Origin of the sequence: Sinorhizobium meliloti, assembly GCF_017876815.1 — a bacterium.
GTDB classification, from domain to species: domain Bacteria; phylum Pseudomonadota; class Alphaproteobacteria; order Rhizobiales; family Rhizobiaceae; genus Sinorhizobium; species Sinorhizobium meliloti.
This window is the reverse complement of record NZ_JAGIOS010000002.1, coordinates 1,122,378-1,137,721: the sequence shown is the minus strand read 5'-3', so window position 1 is coordinate 1,137,721 and position 15,344 is coordinate 1,122,378. Positions and strand designations below refer to the sequence as shown.

The 15,344-nt window shown below is 62.8% G+C and carries 12 protein-coding genes; 5 read left to right on the top strand and 7 right to left on the bottom strand.

Annotation, left to right across the window (positions count from 1 at the left end):
- Positions 1-79: 79 nt before the first annotated feature.
- The 7 genes from apnL to JOH52_RS24225 form a co-directional block, all read right to left on the bottom strand.
- Positions 80-1,999, bottom strand: coding sequence for a D-apionate lactonase (apnL, locus tag JOH52_RS24255; protein WP_014530761.1), 1,920 nt, complete (start codon positions 1,997-1,999; stop codon positions 80-82).
- Positions 1,996-3,030 (bottom strand): Gfo/Idh/MocA family protein, encoded by a 1,035-nt coding sequence (locus JOH52_RS24250; protein WP_014530762.1) that lies wholly within the window; start codon positions 3,028-3,030, stop codon positions 1,996-1,998. The genes apnL and JOH52_RS24250 overlap by 4 nt, the downstream gene beginning before the upstream one ends.
- Before the next feature lie 5 nt (positions 3,031-3,035).
- Entirely contained in the window at positions 3,036-4,100 is a 1,065-nt protein-coding gene (locus JOH52_RS24245; protein ID WP_003525781.1) for an ABC transporter permease, read from the bottom strand.
- Positions 4,100-5,650, bottom strand: coding sequence for a sugar ABC transporter ATP-binding protein (locus tag JOH52_RS24240; RefSeq protein WP_010975230.1), 1,551 nt, complete (start codon positions 5,648-5,650; stop codon positions 4,100-4,102). The genes JOH52_RS24245 and JOH52_RS24240 overlap by 1 nt, the downstream gene beginning before the upstream one ends.
- Complete coding sequence (locus tag JOH52_RS24235) at positions 5,647-6,291, bottom strand: DUF2291 family protein (RefSeq protein WP_010975229.1); 645 nt, start codon at positions 6,289-6,291, stop codon at positions 5,647-5,649. The genes JOH52_RS24240 and JOH52_RS24235 overlap by 4 nt, the downstream gene beginning before the upstream one ends.
- Positions 6,292-6,456: 165 nt before the next feature.
- The gene (locus JOH52_RS24230) at positions 6,457-7,398 is read right to left on the bottom strand and encodes a D-ribose ABC transporter substrate-binding protein (RefSeq protein ID WP_014530764.1); all 942 of its coding nucleotides are present in this window, start codon (positions 7,396-7,398) and stop codon (positions 6,457-6,459) included.
- Between the two features lie 68 nt (positions 7,399-7,466).
- The gene (locus tag JOH52_RS24225; protein WP_010975227.1) at positions 7,467-8,294 is read right to left on the bottom strand and encodes a phosphogluconate dehydrogenase C-terminal domain-containing protein; all 828 of its coding nucleotides are present in this window, start codon (positions 8,292-8,294) and stop codon (positions 7,467-7,469) included.
- Positions 8,295-8,481: 187 nt separating this feature from the next.
- On the opposite strand from JOH52_RS24225, the gene JOH52_RS24220 reads away from it, so the two are divergent.
- The 5 genes from JOH52_RS24220 (at position 8,482) to JOH52_RS24200 (ending at position 15,343) form a co-directional block, all read left to right on the top strand.
- Positions 8,482-9,090, top strand: coding sequence for a TetR/AcrR family transcriptional regulator (locus JOH52_RS24220; protein ID WP_010975226.1), 609 nt, complete (start codon positions 8,482-8,484; stop codon positions 9,088-9,090).
- 92 nt (positions 9,091-9,182) lie between these two features.
- Entirely contained in the window at positions 9,183-10,337 is a 1,155-nt protein-coding gene (locus JOH52_RS24215; RefSeq protein WP_014530766.1) for an efflux RND transporter periplasmic adaptor subunit, read from the top strand.
- A gap of 28 nt (positions 10,338-10,365) precedes the next feature.
- A complete protein-coding gene (locus JOH52_RS24210; protein ID WP_014530767.1) occupies positions 10,366-13,515 on the top strand; it encodes an efflux RND transporter permease subunit in 3,150 nt (1,049 codons plus the stop codon).
- A gap of 136 nt (positions 13,516-13,651) precedes the next feature.
- Complete coding sequence (locus JOH52_RS24205; RefSeq protein WP_014530768.1) at positions 13,652-14,608, top strand: AraC family transcriptional regulator; 957 nt, start codon at positions 13,652-13,654, stop codon at positions 14,606-14,608.
- Between the two features lie 276 nt (positions 14,609-14,884).
- Positions 14,885-15,343, top strand: coding sequence for a (2Fe-2S)-binding protein (locus tag JOH52_RS24200; RefSeq protein WP_003525768.1), 459 nt, complete (start codon positions 14,885-14,887; stop codon positions 15,341-15,343).
- Position 15,344: the final 1 nt, after the last annotated feature.

The following is a 15,344-nucleotide window of genomic DNA, read 5'->3' as shown; positions in this document are numbered from 1 at the left end:
AGGAGGGCACGTGGAAGGAGTCATCAGGAGTCATCGCTCTCGCGCTTTCGCGCTCAAGCCTTCATTCCACTGGCGTGAATCACAGGATGTCGATGCGGGCAGCCGCATAAGCGGGCAGGTCGAGACTGTCGCTTTGGTGCGCTATCGCCTCCGGTTCTCCCGCGCCATCGCGCAGCCAGGTCTCGTCGAGAAGCGTGATCCTACGCGCGCCGGCCTCGGGAAGCATCACTCGTTGCAGATCGGGTGTGAGATTGGCAAGCAACAAGGTGGTCGTTCGATTCAACGTCGCACCAAGGCCGGCAACGCATTCGGGCGCGGATGTTTCGACCGCGATCCGCAACCCGTCCGACAGCTGCGCGAGCCAGTTGAGAACATGAAACAGCGGCCTCGCCCGACCGGCTTCGACGGGCTCCCCGGCGCCGGCGATCAGCCCGGATGGTCCGGCAAGCGTCGAAAGCGTCAATAGCTCGGGCTCCGCATCGGCAACCGTCGCGGCATAGGCAAGCGTCCAGGCAGCGCCGAAGAGAGCGTTATGTCGGGGGTCCCTCGCCGCCATGGCGATCCGCTTGCCGAACGGATTGTCCTTCGTCGCACTGCCATAGGGGTTCTGGCGCATGGCGATCGTGGAAGGACCGATGCGATAGGGCTTCGCGCCATAGATCGCGCGCACGGACCGGGTTACGTCCCGCAACGCCTCGAAGGTCTGCATCACGCTCGTGTCGTCGGCCGCATGGACGATCGGGTTGGTGCAGTGGGTGACGTAGGAAAGTCCTTCGGCGGGCACCCGCTTACGGTTGAGCTCGGTGAAATAGCTGAACATGCCGCCGCCGAGCGGTACGCCTGGAAACGCTTTGCGAGCGGCCGCATAGATGTCTTCGAGCGGCGGGCATTCCGGCCAGACGCTACCGGGCGGGGTCGACTGCCGGTCGACCGAGGGAGAGACGGCCAGGCTTGCGAGCTCGATGCCGCTCTGGCGCACAAGCTGCGCGATCTCGCCGAGTTCCTCATCGAGGGGTCGCTTGCATGGAACGAAACATTCGAGCGTCACCGCGCAGCCCGACGCGTCGGCCACGCCTCGGAAGTGCCGAAGGTCAGCCAGGCCGTGACCGGCATCCGGGTCGAAATGGCAGACGAGATGCCGTGCGCCCACCTGCTTCAGAAGCCCCGCATTGCGTAGCTCCTCGGCGGCAGCGTCGGGACGCAGGCCGATGCCCATCTGAGGCAGCCTCCCTGCGTTGTGCCTGAGGGAGAGACGGATATTTTCCTGCCCTCGCTCTTCCAACGCAAGCGCCTCCCCCGACGTGCGGATCGACAGCATCACGCTCTGGTGGACCGTCTCTCTCGCCTGCAGCAGATAGGGCCAACGCAGTTCCAGCGGGCGCACGTAGGTCTTGTAGGAACCGTCGGTCCAGTTCCGCTGGTCCTCCATCTCGAACACGTCGCCGGCGAAGCGGCACTCGGCCTCGATGCCCGGCGAAACTTCGTGGGTAATCGCCGCGATGTCCTTGAACGGCTGCCAGGGCTCGATGAGGTCCGGGAAGACCGATCGTTCGACCGTGCCGTCTCCATGCTCGACCTCGACCGGCCGCCCTGCCACACCGACGATCGGATGCAGGACTGCGAAGCCGGCGCGTGCCGTTTCGAAATCGCGGTCCGGCGTGAAACGCGCGTCGAAGACGAGGCGGTCGGGCTTCAGGTCAATAGTCGCGCTGCAATCGAGAAGAGCCCCGTCCGGCGACCGGAACCTGGCGGAGTACCGAACGACTGTCCCGGTCTGGCCCTCCTCCACCGTCAGATCGCCGATTTCGGCCTCGCAGGTGCCCCAATCCCGGTCCCGGACGAGAAAGGAGATGGCCCTGAGCACCTCCTTGCCGGCAAGACGGATCGTGCGCAGATTGCCGCCCGCGAAATCGGCGCTCAAGCGGCCTGCCTCGATCCTGCGCGCCTCGGGCTCCTTCTCGTCGGTACCTAAAAGGAGAAAGGCACGGGAGACCGTCATCCGAGAACCTCCGCGAGTGAAACGGTCCGTCCTTCCGCCGCGCTCAGATAGGAGGCCTCCACCAGGGCGAAGGTCTCGAGATTGTCGCGGCCGGACGTATCCGGCTCGCGTCCGGCACGCAAGGCTTCGATCCAATGCTGCTGGATGAGCGCGACGCTCTCCTGGATGTTGTGCCAGGGAGGCGACGCCCAGGAAAGGGCGGGCGGTTCCACATTCGTCAATTTCGTAGCGCCCTTCGAGTGAACGGCAAGGTGATAGCCCTGCGTCAGCCGCAAGGTGCCCTTGCTCCCGTCCACCTCCATGAGGGTCTCGGGGAAAGGCTCGATCGGCAGCTTGGTCGCGTAGCTGCAGTCGACGAGCGATGTGATCCCCCCGTCATGGTCCAGGAGCATCGTTGCGACGTCTTCGCCGGCAATCGCCGGATTGATCCGGCGCGTGCGCGCGGTCACCGCCGTCGCATCGCCGAAGATGTAGCGCGCGACATCGAGCGCATGAATGCCGAGATCCTCGATGATGAAGCGCTTACCCGTGGCGAGATAGGGCTGGCCGGAAAAGACGTCGTAGCCCGACCGGAAGCTTACCCGCCCCCAGAACACCTCGCCGATCGCGCCGCTGTCGATCGCCGCCTTTACCGCCCGTATCGGCGACTGCCAGCGGAAATTCTCGTGAACCATGAACGCCACGCCTGATTTCGCGCAAGCCGAGACCATTGCCTTGGCGTCCTCCATGGTGGGCGCGAGCGGCTTCTGGCAGATCGTCGCGACCCCGTGTCGTGCGGCCATCTCCACCAGCCCCCGGTGACTTCCGACGGTCGTGGCGATGTCGACGAAATCGAAGCCGCCATCGGCAAAAAGGTCCTCGGCCGAGGTGTAGCGCCGCTGGATGCCGAACGCGTCGCCGACGGCCTTCAGCCTCTCGGGATCGCGATCGCAGATGGCAACGATGCGCGCCCCTTCCGCGTCACGCCAGCCATGCATCTGGTTGACTGCGAAGAACCCGCAGCCGATCAGCGCGCCTTTGAGATCAGTCATGCCCGTCACCCCTTTTTCGCAAGCTGCATCAGCGTGACCTGTTGCTGCAGCCGGCGTTGCGCCTGATCCACCACGACGGCGACGATGATCACGATCCCCTTGATGACCATCTGCCAGAAGGACGAGATGCCCATCATCACGAGGCCGTCGGAAAGAATGCCGATGACGAAGGCGCCGATGATGGTGCCACCGATCGTCCCGCGGCCGCCGGACATCGACGTGCCTCCGAGAACCGCTGCGGCGATGGCATTGAGTTCGAAGGAATTGCCCGTCGCCGGGTGCGACGCCATCAGTTCCGACGAGATGACCAGTCCGACGATCGCCGCGCAGAAGCCGGAGAACATGTAGACGAACATCTTCACCCGGTCGACCCGGATGCCGGACATGCGGGCGGCACGCTCGTTGCCGCCGACGGCGAAGATGTGCCGGCCGATCGGCGTATACCTGGCGACGTATGCGGCGGCGAGCGCCACGACGATGAGGACCCAGATCGAAACCGGCAGGCCGAGAAGCCGGCCCGAACCGAGGAAGGCGAAGCCCGTCGTCGCGAGTTCCGGCTTGCCGACGAGGTTGGGGAATGTCTGGCCGCCCGATGAAAGCAGCGCAAAGCCACGCGCGACATAGAGCGTGCCGAGCGTGGCGATGAAGGGTGCGACGTTGAGCTTGGTAATCAGCAGCCCGTTGACCGCGCCGATGACGATCCCGACGGCGAGCGTGATGAGGCAGACCTCGACGACGTTGAAATAGACCGTGTAGCCGAACTGCAGATCGATGCCGTTGAGGATGAGCCCGCCGGCCACCATGCCGCAGAGCCCGACGATCGAACCGACGGAAAGGTCGATGCCGCCGGTGATGATCACGAAGGTCATGCCCATGGCGAGGAAGGCGTTGAGCGCCACATGCTTTGACATCAGGATTAGATTGGCGGTCGAAAGAAAGTTCGGCGCGAAGATCGAGAAGAAGGCGACAACCGCGAAGAGGGCGATGAACGTCCTGAGCTTCATCAAGGTGAGCAGTACCGAGCCGCTCGTCGCGTCAGTTGCGTTGGTGGTGGTCGTTGCCGTCGTCATCAGGCGTGTTCCCTTGTCGTTTTATGACCCTCGGCCGAAGCCTTTATGATCATCTCTTCCGTCGCGTCCGCGCGGTCGATGACCGTGACCAGCCGTCCGTTGCTCATGACGGCGATGCGGTCGGAGAGCGCCATGACCTCTTCGAGGTCGGAGGTGGAAAAGAGGATGGCGAGCCCCTCGCCGGCAAGCCGGCGCATGGTGCGGAAGACATCCGCCTTGGCGCCGACATCTATTCCGCGGCTGGGTTCGTCCATCAGCAGCACCTTCGGTTTCGTCATCAGGGCCTTGCCGATGACGACCTTCTGCTGGTTGCCGCCGGACATCGAGGTCACCTCGAAGTCCGGGTTGGGCGCCTTGATGGAAAGATCGCGGATGGCCGCCGCGATCGAGGCTTGCTCCCGCGCGCCGACAATATGGAAGCCGAAGCGGACGAAGCGGTCGAGGCTCGCAAGCGTCAGGTTGCTGGCGATCGAAAGCGCCTGGACGAGACCCTCGCGCTGGCGATCTTCCGGTATGAGCGCCAATCCTGCGCTGATCCTGCCCGACGTGTCGCTGGCGTCGACCTCCGTCCCGCCGACGAAGACCCGCCCCGAGGAATGCGGGTGCTGGCCCATGACGCATTCGAAGAATTCGCTTCGGCCGGCCCCCATCAGCCCGTAGATGCCCAACACCTCGCCGGCACGTACCGAGATCGAGACATGATCGACCGCGAGCCCGCCGGTCCGGCGCGGCAGGCAGATCTCCTCGGCGCGGAACGCCTCCTCTCCGAGGCGGTGGTCGACCGATTTGGCGAAGTCCTTCGCATCCGAGCCGATCATCGACCGGACGATCCACTTGGTATCGATGTCCTTGACCATGGCGTGGCCGGTGATCTGTCCATCCCTGAGCACGGTGATGTAGTCGCCGATCCGCATCAGCTCCTCGAGCCGGTGAGAAATGTAGACGATCGCCACCCCTTGCGCCTTCAGCTCCCGGATGACCTTGAAAAGGACGTCCACCTCCGCCGCCGAAAGGGCCGATGTCGGCTCGTCCAGAATAAGGATGCGGGTATCGAGCGAGATCGCCTTGGCGATCTCCACCAGCTGCTGCTGGCCGATCGGCAGGTCTTCGACGAGCGTCTCGGCATCGATCCCGGCATCGAGCCTGTCGAGGAACCCGGTAGCCCTCTCGACCTGCGCGCGATGATCGATGCCGCGAATGCCCCGGGTCAGCTCCCGCGTCGCGAAGATGTTCTCGGCAACCGAGAGATTGCCGAACAGATTGAGCTCCTGGAAGACCATTCCGATGCCGTGGCGCTGCGCGTCGGCCGGCGAATGGAACTCCACCTGCTGGCCGTCGAGCAGGATGCGGCCGAGTGATGGCTTCTCGACGCCGGCGATGATCCGCATCAGGGTCGACTTGCCGGCACCGTTTTCCCCCACGAGCACATTCACGGCGCCGCGCCGGAGCGAAAGGTTCGCATGGCGCACCGCAATTATACCCGAATAGACCTTCGTCACGTCTTCGAGGCGCAGGACGCAGTCATCGTCGTCAGCTGGGTGCATGATCATCCGCCCACCGTCAGCTGAGCCGGAACGAACAGCGGCAATTGACCCTTGGCGGGCAGCGGATAGGCGCCGACTGCGTCGAGTTTCTTGCCGACAAGCCCGTCGCGGGACAGCTTTTCCAGAACCAGTCCGTTGACATGCGTGTTGAAGGCCTTGCCGAACTGCGCCCATTCGATCTGGTTCTTGAATTCGTTGAAGTTGACGAAGTCGAGGCTGTCGCGGATCGCCGTGCCACGGATCGCCGGGCCAATCTGCACGCGCGCATCCGCCTTGCCGTCGCCGTTGGCGTCGACCTCCACATAGGCCGAGCGCGACTTCGTCTCGGCCTTAACGACGGTGCCGGAAAGACGCGCCGCAAAAGTCCAGGGCGCACTTCCCTGCTTTTCCTTGTGGCCGTATTTGGCACCCGCCGCCTGAGGATCGCTCTCGGCGAGAGCCGCCACCTCGGCGAACGGACCGGCCTTCCTGTCGAGATAGGGAAGCACCTTGACGTCCCAGATCTCGGCGACCATGCGACCGGGATTGAAGCCGCCGGAAGCAGCCTCCGCGGCCTCTTCGGCAGTCGGCGTCTTGATGATCTTGCAGCCCGAGAGTGCCATCACGCCCGCAACCACAAGTGCGGCCGCGACCTTAAACTTCGGCATCGAAATTCACTCCATGACAGGACAGGCGCGCAGCGGATCGGCCGCGTGCCGAGCGCATCGGCCCGAAAAGCGAAATCGATTTTCGGAAAGCATGATGCGTGGATTCAAAGGCACAGCGGGTGCGGACGGTTTTCGTCCGCTCCCGCTCCAACTCTTTGGAGCCGATCAATCGGCTAGCGCGAAGGTCTCGAGCTGGTCGGCGTTTTCGCTGTTGATCAGCACGCAGTCCATGAGCTGCTTTTCTTCCGCCGGCGCCTTGCCGGTGGTGATGTATTCGTGCGCCTGTTGCACTGCCATCTGCGCCTGAGCGTAAGCCGGCTGCAGAACGGTGGCCTTGATGCCGCCGGACTTGATGGAGTCGCGAACGTCGTTCGAGCCGTCGAAGCCGACGACGATCACGTCCTTGCGGCCGGCCGCCTGCAATGCGGCGATCGCGCCCATGGCCATCGTGTCGTTGCCGGAGATAACGCCCTTGATGTCGGGATTGGCCTGAAGGATAGTCTCCATCTTGCTGTAGCCCTCGGTCTGGCTCCAGTTCGCCGACTGCTGCGCCACCATCTTCATCTCCGGATATTCGTCGATGACGTCGTGGTAGCCCTTCGAGCGGATGCCGGCATTGAGATCGGCTTCGCGGCCGAGCAGCTCGACATAATTGCCGGATTCGCCCATCAGCTTCACGAATTCCTCGGCGCCGAGCTGCGCGCCCTGATAGTTGTTGGAGACGATCTGCGAGACGGCGACCCCGGTCGCGTTGATCTCACGATCGATCAGGAAGGACGGCACGCCCGCATCCTTCGCCTTCTGGACGGCCGCGATGGAGGCTTCAGAGCCGGCATTGTCGAGAATGATCGCCTTGGCGCCGCGGCCGATCGCGGTGTCGATCAGCTGCGATTGCTTGTTCGCATCGTCGTCATGCACGAGGACCAGTGTTTCGTAGCCGAGCTCCTTCGCCTTGGCCTCGGCGCCCACCGCTTCAGCCTTGAAGAAGGGATTGTCGTGCGACGGCGTGATAATGGCGATGAGATCGGCCGCGTAGGCCGGAATGGCGGAGCTCGCCGCCAGTACCGCCGCGAAAGCGGTGATGGTCATTCTGCGTGTCAGTTTCATCTGCTTTTCCTCCCAGGTTGAAAAACGTCGGAGCTGTCCTCACATGCTCCGGTATTCCGTTCGCACGATCAGGTGATGCGGCGGATGCTGTCGGCGATCTCCTGCGGCTCGAAGACGCGTTTCCAGTCCTCGCGCATGAGCATCGGCTTGCCGAATTCGATGGCCTTGTTGCAGGCGTCGGAGAAGACGCCGGGTGTCTCTTCGAAGATCACTGCGCCGAGCACGTTCATGTGGCCGAGCAGGAAGTCGCGGGCTGCTTGTTTCGGCACCCCGCGCTTGACGCATTCCTCCATGGCCTCGCGCATGACGACCAGCAGCGAGGCGCAGACCGTTTCCGAAAGGCCCGGCTCCAAAAGCGCAATCTGCTCGACCGTCACCCGGTGCGAGCGCATGACCGGCGCCCAGATGATCTTGGCGATCTCCTCGCCGAGCGCATAGGCCTCTTCCGGCCCCTGCATCAGCGCGGAGACGATGTGCTGCTTGGCGGCGACACCGCCGAAGAAGTCGCGCTTGGCTGCCGCATCCGTTTCGTCGTTGAAGATCGGCGGATGGCAGGGATGGGTGACGAAATAGGTAAGATCGCCGCGCTCCGGCAGATGACCGGCATAGGGTGCGGCCGCATCGAGGACGATGACCATCGTGCCGGACTTCAGTCTATCCACAATCCCGGAAGCGACCTTGCCGATAGCCGTATCCGGCACCGCCAGAATAACCACCTCGGCACCATCCAGCGCCTCATCGGCGGCAACGGCCTGAAGCCCGAGCTCGTCGGCCAGCCGCGTCTTGCCCGCCTCGCTCACTTCGACATGGCGCACGTCGAAACGCGAGCCTTTGAGGTTCTTGGCCAGGCGGCAGCCCATCTTCCCGCCGGCGCCGAACAGGGCAATCGATGTCATTTGCAACTCCTCAGCTATCTTGATGATCCGAATAGCGGAACTGGTATGATGAGTCAATGAGTATATCACCGACTCGCAGTTCGCCGATTAGCTGGCGACCGCAAACAGGGTCGGCGGTTGACAAGTCACGATTATCGGATTACGACTGACGAAATTCAAAATTCGTCACTCATCATCAGGAGACAGGATGAGCGATCTCGCAGACAACGCCATAGACGCAGCCCGCCAGGAAAACGTGGCGCGCATTCTAGAGGCCGCCGAGCGGCTGTTCCGCCATTACGGCTATGCCAAGACAAACGTCGCCGATATCGCGCGCGAGCTCGATATGTCGCCGGCCAACATCTATCGCTTCTTTGCGTCGAAGACGGAAATCCACCAAACACTTTGCTTGCGCATGCTCGGCGCGAGCTACCAGCAGGCGCTGGAAATCGCGCATCTGCCACTCAGTGCTTCCGAGCGGCTGAGGCGCTATGCGCTGGGGCAGCACAAGCTCACCGTCGAGACGATGCTCGACGAGCAGAAGGTCCATGAAATGGTCGTCGTGGCGATCGAGCGCGACTGGCACGTCATCGAGAAACATATCAGCCGTCTGGACGACCTCCTCGCAGGCATTATCCGCGAGGGGATCGAAGCCGGAGAGTTCGCCGACGTGGACCCCGCGGTCGCGGCCAGATGTTTCGGCGCCAGCCTCGTCACCCTTTGTCATCCGCAGATCGTCGCCCAGTGTCTTGCCAAGGAAAACCGCGCGACACCCGATGAACTGGTCGAGTTCGCGATCCGGGCGCTGAAAAAATAAGGCATGCTGCCCCAAAAGTGTGGACGGGTTTCGGGCGAAGCCATGCACAAAAACGCCGCGCCGCCGCAGAGTGGCCAAGGAGAGTAAGAGCGATGTTTTCAGGAAGTGCCCTCAACCGACCGTTCGTCGCCCGTCTCCTCACCGCGATCCTGCTCGGCGCCGTTCTCTCCGGCTGCTCGCAGGAGAAAGTCGAGACGAAGGAGACCATACGCCCGGTCAAGGTCGTGGAGATTGCCGCGGCCGGCGAGCCGCGGGAGCTTCACTATTCCGGCTCGGTTAGAGCGCGCACGGAAATGAACCTCGGTTTCCGCGTCGGCGGCAAGATAACCGAACGGCTCGTCAATATCGGCGACCGGGTTAAGCCTGGTGACATTCTCGCCCGCATCGACGCCACCGACTATCGGCTCGCGGTCACGAGCGCCGAGGCAAACCTGCTTGCTGCCGAAAAGCAGGTGCAGACGACGGCGCTTGCGAAACTCCGGGCCGAACAGCTCTTCACCAAATCGTTTTCCTCCCAGGCTCAGCTCGATCAGGCAACGCTTCTTTACGATCAAGCGGTATCGACGCGAGACGCCGCGGCCTCGTCGCTGAGCCAGGCGAAGAACCAGGTAAGCTATACGGACCTCAAGGCCGATCAGAACGGCATCGTCACGGCCGTAAACGCCGATATCGGCCAGGTCGTCGGCACCGGAACGCCCGTCGTGACTGTCGCAGTCGACGGCGAGAAGGAAGTCGAAATCGCAGTGCCGGAAATAGATGTTACCGAATTCAAGCCCGGCAAACCGGTCGGGGTGCGCTTCTGGTCGAACGACATGCTTGTGCTCGACGGACATGTGCGCGAAGTCTCCGGCAGCGCCGACCAGCGCTCGCGCACCTTTTCCGTACGCGTCAGCCTGCCGAACGACGAGCGCGTGCTTCTCGGCATGACGGCGACGGTCGAGGCGGCTGCAGCAAGCTCGGCGCCGCTCGTTTCGATACCCCTGAGCGCGCTGTCGAAGAAGGATGGCCAGAATATCGTCTGGATCGTTGATCGTGACTTCTCGACCGTCCATGCACGCCCGATCAAGCTCGCCGATTTCGCCGACAACGGTGTGCGCGTCGTCGACGGCCTCGGCGCCGGCGACCTCGTCGTTGCCGCAGGCACACAGTTCATGGCCGAGGATCTCAAGGTGAGACTGCAGGCGGGCGAACAGCAATCCGCCGAGCAGCAGTCCGCCCGGGCCGAAAAGCCCGAGATTCTCCGCTAACCTCCACCGATAGAACGGGACGACGGCCATGCACGCCTCCACCGAGGACAAGAAACCGTTCAATCTTTCGCGCTGGGCGATCGGGCATCCGAGCATCGCGCGCTTCCTGCTTGCGCTGATCATCATCACCGGTGGGCTTGGGCTCCTGCGCATGGGGCAGCGCGAGGATCCGGAATTCACGTTCCGCGTCATGGTGGTGCAAGCCGTATGGCCGGGAGCTTCCATCCAGGAAATGGAAGACCAGGTCGTCAACAAGATCGAGCGCAAGCTGCAGGAAACGCCGCATCTCGATTTCGTCCGCTCCTATACGCGCGCCGGCAGTGCCATCATCACGGTCCAGATCGAGGGCGACACCAACGCAGACGAGGTCGCCGACGCATTCTACCAGGTGCGCAAGAAGGTGGGCGACATCGCCAACGAACTGCCCGAAGGCGTGCTCGGCCCCTATTTCAACGACGAGTTCGGCGACACCTTCATCACCCTGCATTCGATCAGCGGCGACGGCTTCAGCTATCCGGAACTGAAGCGCTTCGCGATCGAGGGACGCGACATGCTGCTGACGACACCGGGCGTCGAGAAGGTAGTGATCCTCGGGGACCAGCCCGAGAAAATCTATATAGACCTTTCCTCCAAGGTCCTCGCAGAGCGCGGCCTGACATTCAACGACCTGCGCAATGCGATCGCCGGTCAGAACAATGTCGATTATGCCGGCTCTGTCGACACCGGCACGCGCTCGGTGCGCATCTCAGTCGAAGGAGACGTCACCAAGGTCGAGGACATCCGCGAGCTGCGGCTGAGGGCGGGAGACCGGACCATCCGGCTTGGCGACATCGCGACCGTTACCTCCGGGCTGGAAGATCCCTATGCAAGGAAATTCCGATTCAACGGCCACGACAGCGTCCAGATCGGCGTCGTCATGGCAAAGGGCTTCAACGTCACGGACGTCGGCAAGGCAGTGGAGGCGACCTACGATCGCTTTGAGTCAGCCCTCCCCTACGGCGTGTCGGTCGATCAGGTCTCCAATCAGCCGGAGGTCGTGACCGAAGCGATAACCGAGTTCAGCCACGCGCTCATCGAAGCGCTGATCATCGTCCTCATCGTCTCCTTCCTGTCGATCGGCTGGCGCTCCGGTCTCGTGATCGCGATTGCCATTCCGCTCGTGCTCGCGGCCACTTTTGCGATCATGTACGAGCTCGGCATCGACCTCCAGCGCATCTCGCTCGGGGCGCTGATCATCGCCCTTGGCCTGCTTGTCGACGACGCGATGATCGTGGTCGAGATGATGGAGCGGAAACTCGAAGAGGGGCTGGAAAAGATTGACGCGGCGAGCTTCGCCTATTCCTCGACCGCTTTTCCCATGCTGACCGGCACTCTGATCACCACCGCCGGCTTCATCCCTGTCGGCTTCGCGGAATCGACCGCCGGCGAATATGTCCGCTCGCTCTTCTACGTCGTCGGCATCGCCCTGGTGGTCTCCTGGTTCGTGGCGGTCTATTTCACGCCCTGGCTCGGCTACATGATCCTGAAGCAGCGCCACCACGCCGGCACCCATCACGACGTCTTCGATACGCGCTTCTATCGCCGCCTGAGGACGACTGTCGGCTGGGCAGTGCGCCACCGCGTCGTCGTGCTCCTGATGACCCTTGCCATCTTCGTGACGAGCCTTTGGGCATTCCAGTTCATTCCGAAGAATTTCTTCCCGCAGTCCTCGCGCCCGGAAATCCTGGTCGATCTCTGGCTGCCTGAGGGAACGAGCATCAAGGAGGTCGAAAAGCAGGCGAAGGCGCTCGAGGAGCGGATGATGGACGATGAGGACAAGCGCTTCATCGCCACCTATATCGGCGAAGGCGCCCCGCGCTTCTTCCTGCCGCTCGACCAGCAGCTTCGCAATCCGAATTTCGCGCAGCTCCTCGTCATGGCGAAGGACGAGCCGGCCCGCGAGCGGCTGATCGCCAAGTTGAGAATGATACTCGCCGAGGACTTCCCCTCGATCCGCGCCAAGGTCGACCGATTGTTCCTGGGACCACCGACCGGCTGGCCGGTGCAGATGCGGGTGATGGGACCCGACCGCGAGGAAGTGCGTCGAATCGCCGACCAGGTGAAAACCAAATTCCAGGAAAACCCGATGCTCGGCGCGATTCATGACGACTGGCTGGAACCTGTGCCGGCGATGAAGCTGGTGATCGACCAGGACCGCGCCCGCGCCCTCGGCATCACGTCGCAGCGCATCCGCCAGATGTTGCAGGCGGCAATGTCCGGCGTCCCGCTCGACAGCTTCCGCGATGGCGAGGAAACGGTCTCCATCGTGGCGCGGGAGCCCGGCGGCAATCGCCACCTGCTCTCTGCCGTGCAATCAGTCTATGTGCCCACCGATTTCGGTGGCTTCGTCCCGGTCTCGCAGATTGCCAAGGTGGTTCCCGTCATGGAACAGGGTATCGAGTGGCGGCGCGACCGGCTTCCTACGATCACCGTGCGCGGAACGCTGCCTGACGGCGTGCAGCCGAACGACGTGGCGATGCAGCTCTTTGACGAGCTCAAGGGACTGAGGGACGGCCTTGCACCCGGCTACAAGGTGGAGATCCAGGGCGGCGCCGAAGACAGCGCCGAGAGCCAGGCCTCGATCGCCGCCAAGGCGCCGATCATGCTGGTGGTGATCGTCATTCTCCTGATGGTGCAACTCCAGCATTTCGGCAAGGCGATGCTGGTGCTCGCAACCGGTCCGCTCGGGATTATCGGTGCGGCGGCGGCCCTGCTCATCAGCGGAGCACCCTTCGGCTTCGTCGCCATTCTGGGGGTCATCGCGCTGCTCGGCATCATCATCCGCAATTCGATCATCCTGGTGGACCAGATCGACCAGGACATCGCGGCCGGGATGGAGCGTTCCGAGGCGATCATCGGCGCGGCGGTGCGCCGCTTTCGACCGATCATACTGACGGCGCTCACAGCGGTGCTGGCATTGATCCCGATCTCCCGCGGCGTCTTCTGGGGACCGCTCGCCTATGCGATGATGGGCGGCATACTGGTTGCCACCGTTCTGACGATCCTCGTGCTGCCGGCCGGCTATGCGCTCTTCTTCGGCAAGGAGCCGAAATCGCGCAAAACGGACCCGGAGCCTGCAGCCGCGCAGGACAATGCGGACGAACAGGAGCACTACTCGACCCCGCTTGCGGCAGAGTAAGCGGAGTCCGGTTATTAGCCGATTCTGCGCGAGCACGCAGATCGGCTACTCTTGCCCAATTCTGTCGAGATCAGAATAATGTGATAATGTGATCGGGTTCGATCTACATAAAAGGACACAGAGAGGCAGGAGCAGAATGAGCACGATCATGTTCCCGCAGAAGGACTTGCGCGAAGAGACCGCAGCCCTGCGCGCGCAGATTCTCGACAGGCTGTCGAAATTGCCCTGGGACGGGCTTTCCTTCGCGCATCCCGTTCCAGGCCTGTCGCTCTATCGCATCGTCGAGCCGGCGGGCCCCTTTTCGAGCGTATACGAGCCGAGCCTCTCCTTCATCATCAAGGGCAGCAAGAATGTCCGCGTCGGCAACGAGACGCTCGTATACGATGAAGGCTGCTTCTTCCTGACCGCCATCGGGGTTCCCGTAACTGCGCAGATCTGCGCAGCGAGCGAAGGGGAGCCCTATGTCGCAGCCGCCTTGCGGCTGGACATGGAAAAAGTGCGGCGCATCATTGCTGATCACGACATACACCCGACCGACATTCCCGAACGCGACCTTGGTGTGGCTGTCGGTACCGCGACGCGCGAGCTCTTCGACGCCCTGTTCCGGCTGATTTCGCTTGCGAGCTCGCCGGCCGACATTCCGTTCCTGGCCGGCCATATCCAGAACGAGATCCTCTATCGGCTTCTCACCGGCGAGCAGGGCGCGCGGCTGCGGCGCTTCGCGCTCGCGGGCACGCACAGCAACCGCGTCGCCAAGGCGGTCCTATGGTTGAAGGAAAACTACACCAAACCGCTTCGCGTGGAAGAACTCGCCGAGATCGCCAATATGGGCGTCTCCACGCTGCACCATCACTTCCGTGCGATGACCGCAATGAGCCCGCTGCAGTTCCAGAAGCATCTGCGACTGCATCACGCACGGGAACTGATGCTTTCCAAGTCGCTCGATGCGGCGACGGCGGCGCTGCAGGTCGGCTACGAGAGCCCGACTCAGTTCAACCGGGAGTATCGCCGGGCATTCGGCCATCCGCCGCTGCGCGACATCCGGGCGATTCTGAATTCCAACGATTCGACCAGGCGGAACTCCGCAGGCTGATTGCTGTCCCACCCGGCGGGATGATCACGATCCCGTTAACCTGGCAGTAATGGGCAATAATTCGGCAGGATTGAATCTATCAGCTCGGCGAATGGTCTTCTAAGCTCCAGGTCTCGTTCATGGTCTTAGATCAGGTTGCCCTGAATCATGACCGTGATCGAATCCAATAGTTTGAGCGGAATGTGGGCGGAAGACCTTTCCACATCCGCGCCATCGGCAGTCCGGCATGTGGCAGCGGCGTCCCGCATCCACGCGCCGAAACGCGAGGAGAGCACCATGGTGACTGTTAAGATCAACGGCGTCGAACACAAGATAGAGGCCGAGGCGGATATGCCGCTTCTCTGGGCGATCCGCGACCTTGTCGGGTTGACGGGCACGAAGTTCGGCTGCGGCATGGCGCAATGCGGCGCCTGCACGGTTTATGTCGACGGTTCACCCACTCGGTCCTGTCAAACCTTCATCGGCGACATCGAAGGCGCCGAGGTGACGACGGTCGAGGGCCTGAAGGGCAAGGTTGCCGAGACGGTACAGGCCGTCTGGGCCGATCTCGACGTTCCGCAATGCGGCTACTGTCAGTCCGGCCAGATCATGTCCGCAACGGACCTTCTGGCCAACAATCCCAAACCAACCGACGCGGACATCGACGCCGCCATGTCCGGCAATCTCTGTCGGTGCGCCACCTATCATCGTATCCGCGCGGGCATTCACGAAGCCGCGAAGCGTCTGGAGGCCTGAC

Bases quoted from the DNA above. Each gene is read 5' to 3' on its own strand.
- JOH52_RS24205 (WP_014530768.1), top strand. From the start codon at position 13,652: ATGAGCACGATCATGTTCCCGCAGAAGGACTTGCGCGAAGAGACCGCA.
- JOH52_RS24230 (WP_014530764.1), bottom strand. From the start codon at position 7,398: ATGAAACTGACACGCAGAATGACCATCACCGCTTTCGCGGCGGTACTG.
- JOH52_RS24235 (WP_010975229.1), bottom strand. From the start codon at position 6,291: ATGCCGAAGTTTAAGGTCGCGGCCGCACTTGTGGTTGCGGGCGTGATG.
- JOH52_RS24200 (WP_003525768.1), top strand. From the start codon at position 14,885: ATGGTGACTGTTAAGATCAACGGCGTCGAACACAAGATAGAGGCCGAG.
- JOH52_RS24225 (WP_010975227.1), bottom strand. From the start codon at position 8,294: ATGACATCGATTGCCCTGTTCGGCGCCGGCGGGAAGATGGGCTGCCGC.
- JOH52_RS24245 (WP_003525781.1), bottom strand. From the start codon at position 4,100: ATGACGACGGCAACGACCACCACCAACGCAACTGACGCGACGAGCGGC.
- JOH52_RS24240 (WP_010975230.1), bottom strand. From the start codon at position 5,650: ATGATCATGCACCCAGCTGACGACGATGACTGCGTCCTGCGCCTCGAA.
- JOH52_RS24220 (WP_010975226.1), top strand. From the start codon at position 8,482: ATGAGCGATCTCGCAGACAACGCCATAGACGCAGCCCGCCAGGAAAAC.
- JOH52_RS24215 (WP_014530766.1), top strand. From the start codon at position 9,183: ATGTTTTCAGGAAGTGCCCTCAACCGACCGTTCGTCGCCCGTCTCCTC.
- JOH52_RS24250 (WP_014530762.1), bottom strand. From the start codon at position 3,030: ATGACTGATCTCAAAGGCGCGCTGATCGGCTGCGGGTTCTTCGCAGTC.
- apnL (WP_014530761.1), bottom strand. From the start codon at position 1,999: ATGACGGTCTCCCGTGCCTTTCTCCTTTTAGGTACCGACGAGAAGGAG.
- JOH52_RS24210 (WP_014530767.1), top strand. From the start codon at position 10,366: ATGCACGCCTCCACCGAGGACAAGAAACCGTTCAATCTTTCGCGCTGG.